We start from the raw sequence: 18,108 nt of genomic DNA on the forward strand, positions 1-18,108 counted from the left end.
TGATGATTACACGTAGGAACTTTTTCATGAATGCGGGCGCCGTCGCCCTGAGTGCGGCGGCCGTCAGCCGAGTCGGTGCGGCCTCGTTGCCGGAAGCCGTCAGCATGGCCGGTGCGGAGACGAAAGCGCCGCCATCGCCGCCGAACGGGCGCCCCTACAACCCCGTCGTCACCCTGAATGGCTGGTCCTTGCCCTGGCGCATGAACAACAACGTCAAGGAATTCCATCTGGTGGCCGAACCCGTCGTGCGCGAACTGGCGCCCGGCATGCAAGCGAACCTGTGGGGCTATAACGGCCAGTCGCCCGGGCCTACCATCGAAGTGGTGGAGGGCGACCGCGTGCGCATCTTTGTCACGAATAAATTACCGGAACACACGAGCGTGCACTGGCATGGCCAGCGCTTGCCGAACGGCATGGATGGCGTCACGGGCCTGACCCAGCCGGGTATTCCTCCCGGCAAGACTTTCGTGTACGAATTCGTTGCCAGGCGGCCCGGCACCTTCATGTACCACCCGCATGCGGATGAAATGACGCAGATGGCCATGGGCATGATGGGGTTCTGGGTGACGCACCCGAAAGACCCGAATTTCATGAAGGTGGACCGCGATTTCGTCTTCCTGCTCAGCAACTACGATATCGATCCGGGCAGCTACACGCCGAAGATCATGACCATGACGGATTTTAATCTGTTCACGTTTAACAGCCGCGTCTTCCCCGGCATCGATCCCATGGTGGTGCGCCAGGGCGACAAGGTGCGCGTGCGCGTGGGTAATCTGACCATGACCAACCACCCGATTCACATGCATGGCCATGAATTCGAGGTGACGGGCACGGATGGCGGCTGGACCCGGCCCGAATCGCGCTGGCCCGAAGTGACGACGGACGTGGCCGTGGGGCAGATGCGCGCCGTGGAATTTACGGCCACCGACCTGGGCGACTGGGCTTTCCACTGCCACAAGTCGCACCACACGATGAATGCCATGGGGCATGACGTGCCCACCATGATCGGCGTCGACCACCAGGGCGTGGCGGCGAAGATCAACCAGCTCGTGCCCGGCTACATGGTGATGGGCGAGCGGGGCATGGCCGACATGGGCGAGATGCAGATGCCGATCCCCGACAACACCTTGCCGATGATGGCCGGCGACGGCCCGTTCGGCGCCATCGGCATGGGCGGCATGTTTACCACGGTCAAGGTGCGCAAGGACCAGAAGCCGGGCGACTACCGCGATCCGGGCTGGTACAAGCACCCGGCCGGCAGCGTGGCGTGTGAATGGACGGGCGCCTTGCCGGAACCGGTGCGCAGCCAGGGTACAGGCAAGGCGGCGGCGAAGGGCGGCGTCGAGATGACGGTGCGCAAGCCGCTCAGGCACGATCATTAATGTCTTAATAATATTATTATTTTTAATTTAACATTAAGGGCTTGCCTAGCACGGCAAGCCCTGGTGCATGTTGTTATAGATCAAGCTATTGTCGTTTAGTGACAATGCGCGTATTTCTACCCCACTATTTTCTTTATATTCAAGACATTCCGCTGCTTCTTCGAGCACGGGTGGCCGGACTATGGGGGAATCATGTTGAGTCAAATGACGGTGGGCACGCGCCTGATCGCGGCGTTTTTTTGCGTGGCACTGATGGGGGCCATCGTGGCCGGCATCGGCATCTTTAACATGGGCAAGATCGACGCCATGGCCGGTCAGATGTACCACAATGAGTTGCTGGGTCTGTCCCACATCAAGGAAGCCAATATCGCGCTGATCAAGGTGGGCCGCGCGCGCAGTAATTTCTTGCTGGCCACTACCGCCGAGGAGCGCGCCACGCGCCAGGCCGATATCGCCAGATTCATCGCCGCCAGCAAGGACAGCCTGGCCAAGGCGCAGCCGCTGTTTATCACGCCGGCCGCCAAGGAGCTGTTCGCCCGCTTCGCGGCCGTCGAGGCGCAATACATCACCGTCATGACGCAGGCGCTGTCCCTGGCGGGGACCGAGCCGCTGGCCCAGCGCAGCGCCGAGCTTGTCGGCTTGCTGAACCAGACGCGCCAGCATGCGGACGAACTCGACGGCGTGCTCGATAAATTGTCGCTGCAGAAGGAAGAGCGCGCCAAGGCGGCGGCCGAGCAGGCGTCCGGCGTGTACCAGGCCAGCCGCAGCTTCATGCTCGCGCTGGTGCTGGGCAGCATGGCGGCAGGCCTGGCGCTGGGCGTGCTGATCACGCGCGGACTGACGCGCCAGCTGGGCGGCGAACCGGCGTATGCCGTCAAGATTGCGGGCGCCATCGCCGAGGGCGACCTGAGCGTCGATATCCGCACGGCCAGCCATGACAACACCAGCCTGTTGTTTGCCATGAAAGCCATGCGCGACAAGCTGGTGGGCATCGTCAGCCAGGTGCGTTCGGGCACGGACACCATCCATACGGCCTCCAGTGAAATCGCCCAGGGCAATCTCGACCTGTCGTCGCGCACGGAAGAACAGGCCAGTTCGCTGGAAGAGACGGCATCCTCGATGGAGCAGCTGACCTCGGCCGTGCGGCAGAATGCGGATAACGCGCGCCAGGCCAATGCACTGGCCGGCGCCGCTTCCGACGTGGCCGGCAAGGGCGGCGCCGTGGTGGGGCGGGTGGTGCAGACGATGGAATCGATCAATGCCTCTTCGCGCAAGATCGTCGACATCATCAGCGTCATCGACGGCATCGCCTTCCAGACCAACATCCTCGCCTTGAACGCGGCAGTGGAAGCGGCCAGGGCGGGCGAGGAGGGGCGCGGTTTCGCCGTTGTGGCGTCCGAAGTGCGCAACCTGGCGCAGCGATCAAGCCAAGCCGCCAAGGAAATCAAGACCCTGATCGGCGACTCCGTCGAGCAGGTGGAAATCGGTTCCAGGCTCGTGCATGACGCGGGCAAGACGATGGATGAAGTCGTCACCAGCGTGCGCCAGGTGGCCGACATCATGCAGGAAATCACGGCCGCCAGCGCCGAACAGAGCGCCGGCATCGAGCAAGTCAACCAGGCCATCTTGCAAATGGATCAGGTGACACAGCAGAACGCGGCCCTGGTGGAAGAGGCGGCCGCGGCGGCCGAATCGCTGCAAGACCAGGCGCAGATCCTGACGGACCTGGTGGGCGTGTTCCGCCTGCATGCCCAGACCGAGCGCATCGCCGTGGCACCGGCCAGCAATGTCACGCCGCTGCGCCGGCCGCCGCCCGCCGCCAGGCAGGACGTGCGGCGCCTGGCCTGAACCCGGCTGGCCCGGCGCAATCGGCACGGCGGTGGCAGGCATGTCGCCATGCCATTCCGTGCTTGCTGCACGCGTTGCCTATCCCAGTAGATGAATACAGCCCCAGCTGGCGCCCCTCAGAAGCGGGGGACTGCGTTGATCCTCGTCGTCGCGTGGCTCGCCACGCATCCTCCTCACGCCATGGCGCGCCACGGCGCAGTTTGCCACGGTGTTCCCTATGTGTCCTTGCGAACAAACAGCGTGGCGCACAAGGTCTACAATTACGGCATAACTGATAAAAGGAGTGTCCCATGAAAACCCTGATTCTTGCCGCCGTCTTGCTGTCGTCCGCCACCGCCGCTGTTGCCCAGGTCTCCGTCACCATCGGCCAGCCCGGCTTTTACGGACGCATCGACATCGGCGACTATCCCGCGCCGCAATTGATCTACGCCCAGCCCGTCATCGTGCAGCGCCCGCAATACTATTCGGCCCGCCCCATCTACCTGCGCGTGCCGCCCGGCCATGCGAAACACTGGTCCAAGCACTGCCGCAAGTATAATGCCTGTAACCAAGAGGTCTATTTCGTCCAAGATAGTTGGTATAACAACCAATATGCGCCCCGCTATCGCCAGCAGCATGGCGACCATGGCCGTCCCGGTGGACGTCCGCCGCAACAGCAGCATGGACGCCCCGATCACAAGGACCGTGATCACCATGACGACAAACCGGGCAAAGGCCACGGCAATGGCCGTGGCAACGACAAAGGTCACGGTAACGACAAAGGTCACGGCAACGGACACGGCAACCGGGGCAACGACAATTAATTCAGCAAACCGGAGGATCTTTGCATAGTAAAATCGTTATCGTAGGTGGCGGCGCAGGCGGCCTGGAGCTGGCCTGCAAACTCAGCCGCAAGCTCGGCCCCGGCCAGGTAATCCTGGTCGACAGCCGCCTGTACCATATCTGGAAGCCGTCGCTGCATGAGGTGGCGGCCGGCACCCTGGATATACACCAGGAGGGCCTGTCATACCAGATGCTGGCGCATGACAATGGTTTTACCTATGTCTATGGCCCCCTGATTGCGCTCGACGCCGCGTCGAACAGCCTCACCGTGGGCGCCATCGCTACGGACAAGGATGAACAGCTCTTGCCGCAGCGCACGGTCCACTATGACCAGCTGGTGCTGGCTGTGGGCAGCACCTCGAATTACTTCGGCGTGCCCGGCGCCAAGGAAAACACGATTTCCCTGAATGCCACGGAAGACGCCGAACGTTTCCGTCTGACCCTGCTCAAACTGCTGGCCATGGCCGAGCAGCGCCAGGGCGATGCGGGCCATCCCGGCGTCGATATCGTCATCATCGGCGGCGGCGCCACGGGCGTGGAGCTGGCGGCCGAATTGCGCGAAGCGAGCGGCGTGTATGCCGCGTATGGTTTTCAGAATCTCAACGCCATCAAGGATGTGCGCATCACCCTGCTCGAAGGGGCGCCGCGCATCCTCGCGCCGCTGCCCGAGCGCGTTTCCATCGCCGCCTCGAAACTGCTGCATCAACATGGCATCAGCGTGGTGACCGATACGCGCGTCACCACGATCGAAGCCGACAAGGTGACGGTGGCCAGCGGCACCAGCTATGCGGCCGACATCTGCGTGTGGGCCGCCGGCATCCGCGCGCCGGAATTCCTGGCCACGTTGGGCTTGCCGACCAACCGCGCCGGCCAGCTGGAAGTGACGGGCATGCTCAATGTGCAGGGCCATGCGAATATCTTCGCGCTCGGCGATTGCGCCGCCTGCATGGGGCCGGATGGCAAGCTGGTGCCGCCACGCGCCCAGGCTGCCCACCAGCAAGCAGATTACCTGCTGAAAACTTTCCTGCTGCAAGCGAAGGGCAAGCCGCCGCAAACGAAACCGTATGAATACCTCGACTATGGTTCGCTGGTGTCGTTCGGCCGCACCACCTCGGTGGGTACCCTGATGGGTTCGCTGAAGGGCCTGAGCTGGTTCGTCGAAGGCTTTGTGGCGCGCATGATGTATGTCAGCCTGCACCTGATGCACCACAACGCCGTGCTGGGCAGTGTGCGCACGGCCGTCATGGCCATGGGCCGCTTCCTGATCAAGCGCAGCACGCCGCAGGTCAAGCTGCATTAAGCCGTTGATATCAAACTCGAAAAGGGGCCTCGCGGCCCCTTTTCTTATTTGCCGCGCGCCACGGGTGCCGCTTCGCAGCGGCCCCGCGTCATGGGGAAGTCGATGGTGGTGAGCTTGCCTTTCAAGGTGCCGGTGATGCTGGCATGCAAGATGCGCTCGCTGTCGTGGCGGTAGAGGATGCGGCTCGGAAAGTCATTGTCCAGATTGGCGAAGATGAATTCATTCGGCTTGTCCTGGCGCAGCAGGTTGAAGATCACGGGCGGCTGGCCCGATGGCTGCACGATGTAGGCCAGCTGGCCCGGTTCCGTCAGGCGGATCTGCACGAATTCAAAGGCTGTTGTCTTGCCGCCCTTGACGGTGCGGCTGGTGCCGAGGAGGGTGCCGCCGGCGGCCGTGCTCCATTGTTCCCCGGAGCCCGGTTCGGCGCCGTCGACATTCCAGCAGCCGGCCAGCCAGGCCAGCTTGTCCACCGTCTCCGGCGGCGCCACGGTGTTGTCGGCGGCCTGGGCAGTATTTATGGTCAGCAGTGCTGCCAGCAGGGTGGGGATGAGTCGTTGCATTCGGTCTCCTGTCGTCGAAGCGTTCAGCGTATGAGGGCGCCTGGCAAAGACTATTCTTTCGGACTAATACGCGGCAAGACGACGGTCAGGGCCGTGCCGCCTTGCGGATTGGCCGCCAGGCTCAGGTTGCCGCCCAGGTAATGCACGCGTTCGCGCACGGAGCGCAGGCCGTGCTTGCTCATTTCGACGGGTTCACTGGCCGGCAGCCCCACGCCGTTATCCTTGACCGTCATCATCAGTGCTTCGTCGTTGTCGTCGATGATGATGTCCACCTCTGTGGCGTTGGCGTGCGTGGCGATGTTGCTGAGCGCTTCTTCCAGGGTGCGCAGCAGGGCCACGCCCACGTTGCGCGGGCAAATCAGTTCATCTTCGGGCAGGCTGCAGCGCACGGCGATTTTGTGCTGGTCGGCAAATTGCGCGGCCAGCTCGCCCAGCGCGACATTGACGCCGAGAAACTCCAGCTTGTCGTTCCACAGTTTCATCTGCATTTGCCGGTTGGTTTCGATCACATTCAGCAGCAATTGCTTCATGGTTGCCGCACGGTCGAGCAAGGCCGCTTCCTGCGGCATTTTTTGCGTCAGCAGCGACAGGTGCATGGTCAGTGCCGTCAGCGAGGAACCGAGGCTGTCGTGCAGCTGGCGCGACAGGGCGCGCCGTTCATTGTCCCAGCTGGTGTTGACATGGCCGAGCAACTCGCTGAGATCGGCGGCGCGTTCCGCATCGGCCTGGGCCGCTTCCTTGTTCGGATCTGTTTGTGCGGACATAGCGCCCCGTGAATGGTGAAAGGTGGACCAAATTCAAGTGGTGGATCATACATGAGGATTTCATCGCAAGGCGCATGGATGAAAAATTTCTGTCTTTTCGGCAATTTTTATCTCTTCCCATCATTTTTATATGATAGGCAAGATTATCGTTTGCGCCAGGTGGAATTGTTCCCTTCGTTACGTACGGCTGCGCACATACCGGGGCGCCGCGCACTGCCATAGTGGGGCCATGCATTCTCCCCATGCAGCATAGCCGCTCCGCGGCGTAGGGCGCAGCACCGGCCCGCTTATTGAAACGAAAGGACATGCCATGAATATCGATACCATCGTTGACCAGGAATATGCCGACAAAAGCTTCCGCGACATCGTCAATGCGCCCATCAGCGCCCTGCGCGGCGTCAGCGCCAAGGATGCCAAGGCCTTGCAGCAGGCGTTTGGCGTGACTACCGTGCGCGAACTGTCGAACCTCAATTTCGTCAAATGGGCCAGCGCGCTGGCCATCCTGGCCGATGAAGAGGGCATGAGCGGCGAAGAGCGGGCCAAGGAAGAGTTGCTCGACGATGCCGTCGAAATGACGTTCCCCGCCAGCGACCCGATTTCCGTCGATGCCGGCATCACGCGCATCGAAGTGGCGCCGGACACCGTGAATGCGCAAACGGATCACCAGCGTGCGGGCCAGCAAGAAGTGGCGGCTGGCAAGAAATAAAGCCTTCGGCCATGAAAAAACCGGCTGGCCGTGAGGCTTGCCGGTTTTTTCATGCGCCGCGCGGAATAACTTTCAGGCGATCGAGGCGACGCTGCTTTTCTGCATGTTGACCTGCGACGCGATCACTTCGTGGGGCGAGCAGCAAAAGCGGTTCTTGCCGGCGCGCTTGGCTTCATACAGGGCCGTGTCGGCCGCGCCCAGCAGGGATTCGACGGTGCTGGCGTCGTCCGGGTAGATGGAGATGCCGATGCTGGTCGACAGGCGCAAGGTCAGGTCGTTGATGAAATACGGCTCGGAAATGACTTCGATCAGCTTGGCGGCCGGTTCACGCGCATCGCCTTTGCCGGCCAGGTTGCCCAGCACGATGACGAATTCGTCGCCGCCGATGCGCGCTACCGTGTCTTCCTTGCGCGACGCGCCCACCAGACGGGCTGCCACCATTTTCAGGATCTCGTCGCCATAGCCGTGGCCGTAACTGTCGTTGATGGTCTTGAAGCCGTCCAGGTCCAGATACAGGATGGCCGACTTGCCGCGGCTGCGGGCCGATTGCTGCAAGGTGTGTTCGATGCGGTCTTCCAGCAGGCGCCGGTTCGGCAAGCCCGTCAGCGGGTCGTGCAGCGCCAGTTCCTGCTGCTGCTTGCTGTATTGCGCCAGTTCCTTGTACAGCAGGCGCACTTCCAGCATGTTGTGGATGCGCTTGTGCACTTCCATCAGGTCGAAAGGTTTGCTGATGAAGTCGCGCGCCCCCGCTTCCAGGGCGGCGATCTTGAAACTCGGTTGTGCCGTCAGGGCCAGCACGGGCAGGTAGCCGCCATGCTCGATTTCCTTCAAGCCTTTCATGACCTGGAAACCATTCAGTTCCGGCATTTGCAGATCCAGCAAGATCAGGTCGTAGCAATGCTCCTGGTGCAGGGGGCAGACCTGGGCTGGACGCATGGTGGCCGTGACATTGGTATAGCCGGCATCGCGCAGGATTTCCAGCATCAGGTCGACATTGTCGGGCGAATCGTCGACGACCAAAATTTTGGCTTTCAAAATCTCATCTTGGCTGGGCATGTAGGGTCTCGGTTAATACGGTCTATGCAACGCTGGCTTCTACCGCTGATGATCGGCTGACGGCGGTGGGAAAGATAGTAGCGCCTTGCAACAAGATACGGCGCACAACAGCGCTTGAACTCGCTTCTGCCACTGATGGCAGCCAAGGCTGCCGGTCTCCTGCCTGCCGTGCAGGGGGTGCTTCTGCATTTCAGTGTAGCAAACTTCAGCTTAGTTGCTTGTAGGACAGTGCCGCGTCTGGAAGTAGGAAGGCCAACCCATGAAAATAGTCATTTTGTTCTGCAGTATGTATTTCTTTGCATCATCTTTTCAAGGGTGGGCCGTGGCGGGCGCCGCGGCCAGTTGCGCCACGGCCGCCAGCAGTTCGGCCGGGTCCAGCGGTTTCGAGACCCAGGCCTGGAAGCCGCTGGCCAGTGCCCGCTGGCGATCCTGCGGTTGCGCGAATGCCGTCAGCGCCAGCGCGGGCAGGCGGGCGGCGTCAGGGGAAGCGCGCGCGCGGATGTGCGCCAGCAGGTCGAAACCGTCGGCATCGGGCATGCCGATATCGCTGACCAGGACATGCGGGCGCACCTGCTCCAGCAGTTGCAGCGCCTGCGCCACGCTGCCGGCGCTGTGCACTTCGGCGTGATTCTCGCGCAGGATGCGTTCCGTCAGTTCGCGCGCATCGGCTTCGTCATCGACCAGCAGCACCCTGACGCCGCGCAAGTCAGGGCTGTCGGACGGGGCATCGCCCGCCTGGCGCGCGGCAGCGGTGGGCGTGCCCAGGGGCAGGCGCACGGTAAAGCTGGCGCCCTGCATGTCGCCGGCGCTGCTGACCGTGACCGTGCCGCCATGCTGTTCCACCAGGTGCTTGACGATCGCCAGTCCCAGTCCCAGGCCGCCATGCCGGCGCGTGGTGGAAGCGTCTGCCTGGCGGAAGCGGTCGAATACGTGGGGCAGGAAGTCTTGCTTGATACCCACGCCGTTGTCGGCCACCGTGATGGCCAGGCGGCTCGCCTCGCGGCGCACGCCGATATCGACCCGTCCCCCTTGCGGCGTGAACTTCAGGGCATTCGACAGCAGGTTCCAGATCACTTGCTGGAGACGACCGGGGTCGCCCATGAACGTGCCCGCATCGCTGGCGATGCTGCTGTGGATGGTGATGTGCTTGGCGTCGGCCGCCGGGCGCAGGGTTTCGATGGCCGAGGCGATGACGCTGGCGGGCGCAAGAGGCTGCAGGTCGAGCAGCACCTTGTCGGAGGTGATGCGGTTCATGTCGAGCAAGTCTTCGATCAGTTGCGCCTGCGCGCGCGCATTGCGTTCGATGCTTTGCAAGCCGCGGTGCAGGTCGGCCTGGTCGCGCGTGCCGCGCCGCAGCACCTGGGCCCAGCCCAGGATGGCCGACAGCGGCGTGCGCAGTTCATGCGACAGGGTGGCGAGAAAATCATCTTTCAGCCGATTCGTGCGCTCGGCCTCGGCGCGCGCCTCGCGTTCGCTGTCGAGCAGCACCTTGCGCTCGTCGGCGGCGCGCGTGGCGGCCGCGTACAGGCGCGTATTGTCGAGCGCGACGGCGGCCTGTGCCGCGATGGCCGAGACGATGCGTTCGCTGCGCGCGCTGAACATGCCTGCCTGCGGATGAGCGAGCAGCAAGCGCCCCAGCAACAGGCCCGAGCGCGAGCTGACGGGCAGGCTCAGGCAACTGCGCAACGGCGGCGCGTCATCGGCGCTGGCGTCGGGTGCGGCCAGCAAGTCGTTCTGGCGCATGGCCGGTCCCTGGCGCAGTTCCGCGGCGATGGTGTCGGCCTGGCGCAGGCTGATGCCGTTGACGGCGCGCGCCGCCGGCAGGGCGCCGGGGTGGTCGTGCACATCGCCCGCATCGTCATAATACAAGGCGCCGAAGCGCGCGCCGCTGATGCGCGTGGCCGCATCGACGGTTTCCTGCAGCAGGGCAGGCAAGTCGAGCGTGCCGGCCAGGGCCGCGCCCGTGTTGTTGAGTAATTCCAGTACGCGCGTCTCGTCGCGCAAGGCTTCCTGCGCGCGCTTGACCTGGTCGACGTCGGTGCTCGTGCCAAACCAGCGCAGCAGCTGGCCGCCCCGGTCGCGCACGGGATTGGCGCGCGTCAGGAACCAGCGGTACTGGCCGTCGGCGCCGCGAATGGGAAACTCCATTTCGAAGGGCGTGCCATCGCGCAAGGCGGCCTTCCAGCCTTGCAACATGGGCGGCAGGTAGCGCGCGTCATAGGCGATGCTCCAGCCCTCGCCCGCCATCTGTTCGGCGCTGGTGCCCGTGTAGTCGTGCCAGCGCTGGTTGTACCAGGCGATGGTGCCGTCGAAGCTGGCGATCCAGGCCAGTTGCGGGATGGAGTTGGCCAGCGCGCGCAAGTCTTCTTCGCTGTGGCGCAAGCTTTCCTCGGCCGCCTTGCGCTGGCTGATGTCCTGGATATATGTGGTCAAGCCTTCGCTGGACGGGAAGATGCGCACTTCCAGCCAGCGTCCCAGCGGGGGATACAGCAGCTCGAAACTGCAGCTGTGCTGCTGCGCCATGCTGCGCCGGTACTGCACTTCCAGTTCCGTGCCCGGCAAGTGGGGGCAGGCTTGCCACAGGTTGCTGCCCGCCAGCTGGCTGCCGGGCGGACGCTGCGGCGCGAGCATGTCGGCGCCGCGCGTATTGATGTAGCGGATGGTCCAGTCGTGGTCGAGCAGGCAGAAGCCGTCGGTAATACTCTCCAGCAAGTTGGCCAGGCGCTCGTCTGACAGGCTCAGCGGCGCTGATGAGGGGAGCAGATCTTGCTTGTGGTCATGCTTAGCCATCGGAAATCCTGCAACGGTGAGTCTGCCGCACGGGCTGGTGCCCCGCTGGGCCGCCGTCGCCAAGCTCAGTGAGTGGGTCATGATGGAATAGCCTGCCGTCATGCATGAGCGGAGACACGAGCGCCCCTGTCTGACTGGTATTGTAGCTCCAAGCGCCGCGCCGCCACCGCACGCTTGCGTGCCGCCTGCAGATAGCACTGGACAGACGGGAAGGCAGTCCCTATAATCCCGCTTCTTTCGAGACAGCAACTTCTCGATGCGCTGGATGCCACTGTGAAAGCAGCTGAGTCCATCGATGAAAGGCGTGCGCTTTTCTGCAGTGAAAAGGTGGCTGATGGTGCGGGGCGGTATTCTGCAAAAATCAGCTAAGCGATTGAAAAATCGAACTTTTCAAAGCGAAATGAATACGCTATAATGTTTGCCTGCGCGGCTGTAGCTCAGCTGGATAGAGTACTTGGCTACGAACCAAGGGGTCGTGGGTTCAATTCCTGCCAGCCGCACCAGAATACTGAAAATCAGACTTTGCCTGGTTTTGTTGTAACAAGTTTCACCTCCATGTTGTTAATGGAATGTTGTCGAAGTTTTGCGGCTGTAGCTCAGCTGGATAGAGTACTTGGCTACGAACCAAGGGGTCGTGGGTTCAATTCCTGCCAGCCGCACCAGTATTACAAAAACGCAGTTCGCTGCGTTTTGATGAAAGTTTCAAGCTTCGCGCCGTCCGGCGAAGTGTGTCAGAGTTTGCGGCTGTAGCTCAGCTGGATAGAGTACTTGGCTACGAACCAAGGGGTCGTGGGTTCAATTCCTGCCAGCCGCACCAGTATCAGCAGTAGTGAAAAAAACCCGGAAAGTTCGCTTTCCGGGTTTTTTTTCGTCATGACAGCGGGCGGGCAGCGGCCATGTTGGCGGCCTGGGCAATTGTGAAATATCCGCACTGCGCCCTTTGCCATTCTGCAAAGCCCTGCTATAATCTTGTCTTAGGCGGCTGTAGCTCAGCTGGATAGAGTACTTGGCTACGAACCAAGGGGTCGTGGGTTCAATTCCTGCCAGCCGCACCAGAATATTGGGGGTCAGATTGTAAAATCTGATCCCCTTTTTCGTTGTCCGGACGCTTTATGTCGCCATTCTGGTGGCGTGCCGGTATTGCCGGCGAAACGCGCGCGGCGTGACGTGCCTGGCGGCGCGGAACTGGCGATTGAAATGCGCGAGGTTGCGGTAGCCCGCCTCTTGCGCGATGACGGCGATGGCCAGATTGCTTTCGATTAGCTGTTGGCAGGCGCGGCCGATGCGCAGCCGCGCCAGGTATTCGCCCGGCGTGCAATGCGCGTGGCGCTTGAAACAGCGGTGGAAGGCGCCCAGCGACAGGGCTGCCCGCTGCGCCAGGCTTTCCAGTGCGATCTCTTCCCGGAAATGCGCGTGCATGAAATCGAACACGCCGGCCATGCGCTTGTGCTGCCCATCGGGCAGCGGCGCCTGCGCCATCGAGGCCAGCGGCCGCGCGCCGCCATCACTGGCCAGATCCAGCAGCACGTCGAGCAGCAGCGGCAAGCGCTGCGGCACGGGCAGGGCATTCAGTTGCAGCAGCTTATCTGCGCTGCGCGCGCTCGTGTCCGTTGAAAAATGCAGGGCAGGGCCGGCCCGGGCCGCCAGTTGCCGCAAGCTGTGCAACTCGGGAAAACAGGCCGCCAGCTGCTCCACCCATTCTAATGAAAACCACACGACGACGGCCAGCATCGGCTGCGCGCCGTCGATGCGCTCGCTGGCCGACCACGTGTGCGGCAAATTCGGCCCCAGCAGCACCAGGTCGCCCGGCTCGAAGTCGCCCAGGTGGTTGCCGATGTAACGTTGTCCCCGCGCATTGACGGTCAGGGTCAGCTCGAACTGCGGGTGGTAATGCCAGATGAAGGGGATGGTGTCGAGTTCGCGCCACAGCAAGCCCCAGGAGTGGCCCGTCGGTATCGTGACTTGTTCGAATAAAGGCGTCATTGTGACGTTTGAAGCGTATGAATAGTCAGGATAGTATCAGTATTGGCCGCTCAGCGCGCATTTCATGGCGCCGTGTCATCGCACAATCTGTCTCACACCAACCCAGGAGACAGCGATGCAAGACAAATATCAATACGGCGAAGACCGTCCCGGCAATCCGTCCGTGGCCTACTCGGAACAAACCCAGTTGCGCGACATCCGGAAACAGCTGCCCCTGCGCGTGCTGTCCGACAGCGACTTTTTGCACTGGCAAACCTATGGTTATGTCATCGTCAAGGATGCCGTGTCGCCCGAGCAGGTGCGGCGCACCACCGATTTCCTGTGGGAGTTTCAAGGACTGGACCAGCACGATGCTGCCACCTGGAACCGGGGCCAGCTGCGCGACCACGCGATGAAGGAACTCAACGGTTCCGGCATGGTCGAGGCCTATCACCACCAGAACCTGTGGGATAACCGCCAGACCCAGCGCGTCTACGACGCCTTCGTCGACATCTGGGACCGTCAGGATTTGTGGGTGACCATCGACCGCGCCAACCTGAACACGCCGAACCATGGCAAGCGCAAGTTTGGCGGCTTCATCCACTGGGATGCGGATACCACGCTCGACCCGCTGCCCGTCAACGTGCAGGGCGTGCTGGCCCTGTCCGACACCTCGCTCGAGAGCGGCGGTTTCCAGTGCTATCCGGAGCTGTTCAACAACTTGCTGGCGTGGCGCAAGAGCGTGCCGCTTGACCGCAACCCGTGGCAGCCGGACCTGGCGACGGTGCCGTATCCGATGCAATTCATCGCCATGAAGAAGGGGGAGCTGCTGATCTTCAACAGCCTGCTGGCGCACGGCATCCGCCCGAACACGTCCACGGACCAGGTGCGCCTGGCGCAATATATTTCCTTCACGCCAGCCCAGCAAGACAACCAGGCCTTGCGCGACTGGCGCGTGCAAAGCTGGCGCGAGCGCAGCGCGCCGCAGGGCTACGCGTTTCCCGGCGACCCCGAGGAAAAGGAAAAGCTGCGCTATCCGCAGGCGCGTTTGACTGCGCTGGGCGAGCAGATCCTCGGCGCGCGCGACTGGTAAGCCACGTTCTGTCCACCAGTCTTGCCTGCCGGATAGACAATTGCGGGTAAATGCACGATCATGGGTCGACTTGCCATCGACCGAGGAAACGCATGAGTATCATTACCTGCATCGAAGACTTGCGCGTGCTGGCCCAGAAACGGGTGCCGCGCATGTTTTACGACTACGCCGATTCCGGTTCCTGGACGGAATCGACGTACCGCGCCAACAACAGCGATTTCGCCAAGATCAAGTTCCGCCAGCGCGTGGCCGTCAACCTGGAAAACCGCAGCCTGGCCTCGACCATGGTCGGACAGCACGTATCGATGCCGGTGGCCCTGTCGCCCACGGGCTTGACGGGCATGCAGCATGCGGATGGCGAAATTCTCGCCGCCCAGGCCGCTGAAAAATTCGGCGTGCCGTTCACCCTGTCGACCATGAGCATTTGCTCGATCGAAGACGTGGCGGCGAACACGACAAAACCGTTCTGGTTCCAGCTGTATGTGATGAAAGACCGCGAATTCATCAACCGCCTGATCGACCGCGCCAAGGCGGCCAAGTGCGGCGCGCTGGTATTGACGCTCGACTTGCAAGTGCTGGGCCAGCGCCACAAGGATTTGCGCAACGGCCTGTCGGCGCCACCGAAACTGACGATTCCCAACATCCTCAACATGGCCACCAAGCCGCGCTGGGTGGCGGGCATGCTGGGCACGAAGCGGCGCGGCTTCGGCAACATCGTCGGCCACGCCACGTCCGTGTCGGACATGTCGTCGCTGTCGGCCTGGACGCAGCAGCAATTCGACCTGAGCCTGTCGTGGGCGGACGTGGAATGGATCAAGCAGCGCTGGGGCGGCAAACTCATCATCAAAGGCATCATGGACCCGGAAGACGCGCGCCTGGCCGTCAACAGTGGCGCCGACGCGCTGATCGTCTCGAACCACGGCGGGCGCCAGCTCGACGGCGCGCAATCGTCGATCGAAGCCTTGCCCGCCATCGTCGACGCCGTCGGCAGCCAGATCGAAGTGCACATGGATGGCGGCATCCGCTCGGGCCAGGACGTGATCAAGGCCGTGGCGCTGGGCGCCAAGGGCGTGTACATCGGCCGCCCGTTTTTATACGGCCTTGGCGCCATGGGCGGACCGGGCGTGACCAAGTGCCTGGACATCATCCGCAATGAACTCGACTTGACGATGGCCTTTTGCGGCTTGCGCGACTTGCAGCAGGTGGACAAGAAGATTTTGTTGCCGGGGACGTTTTAAGTTTTCAAGTTGAAGCGACCATCTTCCCGGGCGCGGCGCCAGTCGCGTTGCCTGGGCGTACGCGCGCCGGCATGGAAAAATCTTGATTTTCCGTGCTAAAAAAAATAATATTTCCAGGATCTGCTTGTTATAATTCCATCCATGGGGAAATTTTTAAGAAGAAAACGGCTGCAGATCTGGATCGCTTGTCTGGCGATCCTGCTCAATGCGCTCGCACCTTCGATTTCCCACGCCTTGTCCGCCGGGCCATCGAACATGATGGAAATCTGCTCGGCCACGGGAACGACATGGGTTGCCGTCGATCAGGCAGCACCGGACGCGACGGAAAAATCGCCGCTGCACCATCTGGAGCACTGTCCGTTTTGCATGACGCATGCAGATACCTTCGCCTTGCCCTTGCCACTGATGCCATCGTTTGCGCTGGACGGCGGGCATGAGCAGTTTCCGGCACTGTTTTACCATTCTCCCTCCCCCTTGTTCTCCTGGTCCGCGGCCCATCCGCGCGACCCTCCCGCAACCTGCTGATGACCTTTGATGGCCAGCGTTCCCGTATGGTTCGGGCGCGCCGGCATGCCTAGTCGCATCTGCAGCCATCGGCCATGCCGATCGGGTTAACAATCACGATCATTGTCAATTTCCTTGCGCTTGCCATGCTGGCATCGGTGTTTTTTGACGTCATGTCGAAAAACGGCATGTGAAACAGGTTCAGGATTTTCAGATCCGATCTGCGGCCTCAATCCGCCTTTTTAATTGTCTATTTAATATCTATAAATGAAAACATCATTCCAAACCAGCATCACCGCCGGCAGCCTGGTCGCCGCCGCAGTTCTGACCGCTTGTGGGGGCGGCAGCGATGCCACCACGCCGGTTGCCCCGGTGGCTACCACATCCTTGTCGGGCGTGGTTGCCGATGGCTATTTGAGCGGCGTCAAGGTCTATCTGGACCTGAACAACAACGGAATAGGGGATGTGGGCGAGCCTTCGGCCACGACCGATGCCAACGGCGCCTATACGCTGACCGGTATTACGGCCGGTGACGAGAGCAAATATCCGATCGTGGCGGAAGTACCCGCAACGTCCGTCGACCAGGATACCAGTGTCGCTGTAGGCAAACCATTTACGCTCAGTGCACCTGCTGGTGCGTCGTTCGTGAGCCCCATGACAACGCTGGTGCAAGAAAAGGTACGTGCCGGTAATTCGCTTGCACAGGCCGATGCGTCAGTCGTGGCGTCGCTGGGCATCACCACCGTGGGGGTGAGTGCGCTGGAAAACTATGTGCTGAAAAAGGGCACCGCCGCTGACCAGAAGAACGACTATGTCCGCACGCACGAAGCGGCCAGGACCTTGGCCACGGTGTTGAAAGATGGCAAGCAATTAGTCGGTTCGACCACCGCGTCCACCGACAAGGCGACACAAGCTGTCCTGGTACAACAGGCCGAGTCGGTCTTGCTGACGCAAGCCGTCGCCAATGCAGCCACACCGGGAGCCTTGTTTGACCATGGCGCGGTCAGCGCTGCGAGTGTGGCCGGCGTCAGCACCTTGAAGGCGGCAATTGCAGGCAACAAATTGATCGCGGCCAACGCCACCCAGGCAGTCAAGATCAACTTTGATGTGGTCAATGGCGCCACCGCAGTCGGTACCAGCGCTTGCACCACCGACCTGTCATTGGGCTCGGCCAATGCTGGCGCGGGCACGGTGGGAAAAATCAAGGATTTGCGTTTCTATGTTTCCGGCGTCGCGCTGATTGATGCCGCCGGTAACTATGCCCCGCTGGTGCTGACTGAAAACAGCAATCAAGGCCGCAATGTCGCCCTGCTTGACTTTGAAGATGCTAGCGGGGGGTGCAGTGCCGGCTCGACGGCCACCTACACCGCACTGACCGGCAATGTGGCTCCTGGCACTTATGTCGGTATCGCATTCACGCTCGGCGTGCCGGTACTGTCGGCCGATGGCAGCAGCACCGTGGCGCCGCTGAACCATAGCTACGCGGCGCAAGCTTTTGACAATGGCAGCATCAAGGCGACGCCACTTCCGCTGCAAAATGCGGCGATGGGCTGGTCATGGCAAAGTGGCCGTAAATTCACCAAAATTGAATTTACGGCCAATGCGGGATCGGTTAACACCCTTGTCCATCTGGGGTCTACCGGCTGTGTCGGTGATCCGATTCAAGGTCGCATCACCAACTGCTCCAGCCCGAATCGTCCGCATTTCAAATTTGCCAGCTTCAATCCGGCAAACCAAAAAATCGCGCTGGATTTGAGCGCCTTGTTCGCCGGACTCGACCTGAGTACGTCAAAAACCTGGATGTCCGGCAAGCAGGCTGCCACGCCGGCGCTGCCCGCCACGCTCACTCCCGGCCAATTGAGCGGCAACAAGGTCGTTGCCGGTTTCTTCAACAAGTTCCAGCTTGCGGAAACGACCGGCTTGCCCATCAATGACGGTGCTTCTCAGACACTATTTATCGTGAAGTAAACAGTGACTTGGCCCTCATCCTTGTGACGGGTGAGGCTTGTCACCGCCGTACCCGACCACTGTACGTCTGTCGGGTATGGCGGTGATGACTTGACATCGCCATGCATGGCTACTT

The 18,108-nt window shown here is 61.7% G+C and carries 14 protein-coding genes and 4 tRNA genes; 13 read left to right on the forward strand and 5 right to left on the reverse strand.

Features of this window, described 5'->3' with window-relative positions:
- Window positions 1-2 precede the first annotated feature (2 nt).
- From CLU93_RS21425 to CLU93_RS21440, 4 genes are all read left to right on the forward strand, one after another.
- The gene (locus CLU93_RS21425; protein ID WP_099763217.1) at window positions 3-1,382 is read left to right on the forward strand and encodes a multicopper oxidase family protein; all 1,380 of its coding nucleotides are present in this window, start codon (window positions 3-5) and stop codon (window positions 1,380-1,382) included.
- Window positions 1,383-1,574: 192 nt separating this feature from the next.
- Window positions 1,575-3,230, forward strand: coding sequence for a methyl-accepting chemotaxis protein (locus CLU93_RS28775; protein WP_143451778.1), 1,656 nt, complete (start codon window positions 1,575-1,577; stop codon window positions 3,228-3,230).
- Window positions 3,231-3,520: 290 nt separating this feature from the next.
- Window positions 3,521-4,033 (forward strand): hypothetical protein, encoded by a 513-nt coding sequence (locus CLU93_RS21435; RefSeq protein ID WP_099763218.1) that lies wholly within the window; start codon window positions 3,521-3,523, stop codon window positions 4,031-4,033.
- A gap of 20 nt (window positions 4,034-4,053) precedes the next feature.
- Window positions 4,054-5,352: an NAD(P)/FAD-dependent oxidoreductase gene (locus CLU93_RS21440; protein ID WP_099763219.1), complete on the forward strand. Its 1,299-nt coding sequence runs from the start codon at window positions 4,054-4,056 to the stop codon at window positions 5,350-5,352.
- 44 nt (window positions 5,353-5,396) lie between these two features.
- On the opposite strand, the gene CLU93_RS21445 is transcribed toward CLU93_RS21440, so the two are convergent.
- Together CLU93_RS21445 and CLU93_RS21450 are read right to left on the reverse strand one after the other, a co-directional pair.
- On the reverse strand, window positions 5,397-5,912 hold the full coding sequence (locus CLU93_RS21445) for a DUF6265 family protein (protein ID WP_099763220.1): 516 nt from the start codon (window positions 5,910-5,912) through the stop codon (window positions 5,397-5,399).
- A 50-nt stretch (window positions 5,913-5,962) separates the two neighbouring features.
- On the reverse strand, window positions 5,963-6,676 hold the full coding sequence (locus CLU93_RS21450) for a sensor histidine kinase (protein ID WP_099763221.1): 714 nt from the start codon (window positions 6,674-6,676) through the stop codon (window positions 5,963-5,965).
- Between the two features lie 310 nt (window positions 6,677-6,986).
- Between CLU93_RS21450 and CLU93_RS21455 the strand changes: the two genes are divergently transcribed.
- Window positions 6,987-7,382, forward strand: a complete 396-nt coding sequence (locus CLU93_RS21455) for a hypothetical protein (RefSeq protein WP_099763222.1) — start codon at window positions 6,987-6,989, stop codon at window positions 7,380-7,382.
- Between the two features lie 72 nt (window positions 7,383-7,454).
- Here CLU93_RS21455 and CLU93_RS21460 read toward each other — a convergent pair whose 3' ends face one another.
- Window positions 7,455-8,438, reverse strand: coding sequence for a GGDEF domain-containing response regulator (locus tag CLU93_RS21460; protein ID WP_099763223.1), 984 nt, complete (start codon window positions 8,436-8,438; stop codon window positions 7,455-7,457).
- A gap of 309 nt (window positions 8,439-8,747) precedes the next feature.
- The gene (locus CLU93_RS21465; RefSeq protein ID WP_099763224.1) at window positions 8,748-11,228 is read right to left on the reverse strand and encodes a hybrid sensor histidine kinase/response regulator; all 2,481 of its coding nucleotides are present in this window, start codon (window positions 11,226-11,228) and stop codon (window positions 8,748-8,750) included.
- Between the two features lie 426 nt (window positions 11,229-11,654).
- On the opposite strand from CLU93_RS21465, the gene CLU93_RS21470 reads away from it, so the two are divergent.
- The 4 genes from CLU93_RS21470 (at window position 11,655) to CLU93_RS21485 (ending at window position 12,283) form a co-directional block, all read left to right on the forward strand.
- Window positions 11,655-11,731 (forward strand) — tRNA-Arg (locus tag CLU93_RS21470).
- An 82-nt stretch (window positions 11,732-11,813) separates the two neighbouring features.
- Window positions 11,814-11,890: transfer RNA gene (locus CLU93_RS21475), tRNA-Arg, on the forward strand.
- Window positions 11,891-11,968: 78 nt separating this feature from the next.
- Window positions 11,969-12,045, forward strand: a tRNA-Arg gene (locus CLU93_RS21480).
- A 161-nt stretch (window positions 12,046-12,206) separates the two neighbouring features.
- Window positions 12,207-12,283: transfer RNA gene (locus CLU93_RS21485), tRNA-Arg, on the forward strand.
- Between the two features lie 55 nt (window positions 12,284-12,338).
- On the opposite strand, the gene CLU93_RS21490 is transcribed toward CLU93_RS21485, so the two are convergent.
- Window positions 12,339-13,211 carry a helix-turn-helix domain-containing protein gene (locus CLU93_RS21490; RefSeq protein WP_099763225.1) on the reverse strand — a complete coding sequence of 291 codons (873 nt, stop codon included), beginning with the start codon at window positions 13,209-13,211 and terminating at the stop codon, window positions 12,339-12,341.
- 115 nt (window positions 13,212-13,326) lie between these two features.
- Between CLU93_RS21490 and CLU93_RS21495 the strand changes: the two genes are divergently transcribed.
- The 4 genes from CLU93_RS21495 to CLU93_RS21510 all read left to right on the forward strand — a co-directional run bounded on the left by CLU93_RS21495 (window position 13,327) and on the right by CLU93_RS21510 (window position 17,993).
- Entirely contained in the window at window positions 13,327-14,283 is a 957-nt protein-coding gene (locus CLU93_RS21495) for a phytanoyl-CoA dioxygenase family protein (RefSeq protein ID WP_099763226.1), read from the forward strand.
- A gap of 92 nt (window positions 14,284-14,375) precedes the next feature.
- A complete protein-coding gene (locus CLU93_RS21500; protein WP_099763227.1) occupies window positions 14,376-15,521 on the forward strand; it encodes an alpha-hydroxy acid oxidase in 1,146 nt (381 codons plus the stop codon).
- 141 nt (window positions 15,522-15,662) lie between these two features.
- Window positions 15,663-16,046, forward strand: coding sequence for a DUF2946 domain-containing protein (locus CLU93_RS21505; protein WP_099763228.1), 384 nt, complete (start codon window positions 15,663-15,665; stop codon window positions 16,044-16,046).
- Window positions 16,047-16,292: 246 nt separating this feature from the next.
- Window positions 16,293-17,993 (forward strand): MbnP family copper-binding protein, encoded by a 1,701-nt coding sequence (locus CLU93_RS21510; RefSeq protein WP_099763229.1) that lies wholly within the window; start codon window positions 16,293-16,295, stop codon window positions 17,991-17,993.
- Window positions 17,994-18,108 lie beyond the last annotated feature (115 nt).

This window comes from Janthinobacterium sp. 35 (assembly GCF_002754575.1).
In the GTDB taxonomy this organism is placed as follows: Bacteria; Pseudomonadota; Gammaproteobacteria; order Burkholderiales; family Burkholderiaceae_D; genus Janthinobacterium; species Janthinobacterium tructae.

What these genes read in the sequence shown, in the direction of transcription:
- CLU93_RS21425 (WP_099763217.1), top strand. Translation starts at nt 3, where the DNA reads ATGATTACACGTAGGAACTTTTTCATGAATGCGGGCGCCGTCGCCCTG.
- CLU93_RS28775 (WP_143451778.1), top strand. Translation starts at nt 1,575, where the DNA reads ATGTTGAGTCAAATGACGGTGGGCACGCGCCTGATCGCGGCGTTTTTT.
- CLU93_RS21435 (WP_099763218.1), top strand. Translation starts at nt 3,521, where the DNA reads ATGAAAACCCTGATTCTTGCCGCCGTCTTGCTGTCGTCCGCCACCGCC.
- CLU93_RS21445 (WP_099763220.1), bottom strand. Translation starts at nt 5,912, where the DNA reads ATGCAACGACTCATCCCCACCCTGCTGGCAGCACTGCTGACCATAAAT.
- CLU93_RS21450 (WP_099763221.1), bottom strand. Translation starts at nt 6,676, where the DNA reads ATGTCCGCACAAACAGATCCGAACAAGGAAGCGGCCCAGGCCGATGCG.
- CLU93_RS21455 (WP_099763222.1), top strand. Translation starts at nt 6,987, where the DNA reads ATGAATATCGATACCATCGTTGACCAGGAATATGCCGACAAAAGCTTC.
- CLU93_RS21460 (WP_099763223.1), bottom strand. Translation starts at nt 8,438, where the DNA reads ATGCCCAGCCAAGATGAGATTTTGAAAGCCAAAATTTTGGTCGTCGAC.
- CLU93_RS21465 (WP_099763224.1), bottom strand. Translation starts at nt 11,228, where the DNA reads ATGGCTAAGCATGACCACAAGCAAGATCTGCTCCCCTCATCAGCGCCG.
- CLU93_RS21490 (WP_099763225.1), bottom strand. Translation starts at nt 13,211, where the DNA reads ATGACGCCTTTATTCGAACAAGTCACGATACCGACGGGCCACTCCTGG.
- CLU93_RS21495 (WP_099763226.1), top strand. Translation starts at nt 13,327, where the DNA reads ATGCAAGACAAATATCAATACGGCGAAGACCGTCCCGGCAATCCGTCC.
- CLU93_RS21500 (WP_099763227.1), top strand. Translation starts at nt 14,376, where the DNA reads ATGAGTATCATTACCTGCATCGAAGACTTGCGCGTGCTGGCCCAGAAA.
- CLU93_RS21505 (WP_099763228.1), top strand. Translation starts at nt 15,663, where the DNA reads ATGGGGAAATTTTTAAGAAGAAAACGGCTGCAGATCTGGATCGCTTGT.
- CLU93_RS21510 (WP_099763229.1), top strand. Translation starts at nt 16,293, where the DNA reads ATGAAAACATCATTCCAAACCAGCATCACCGCCGGCAGCCTGGTCGCC.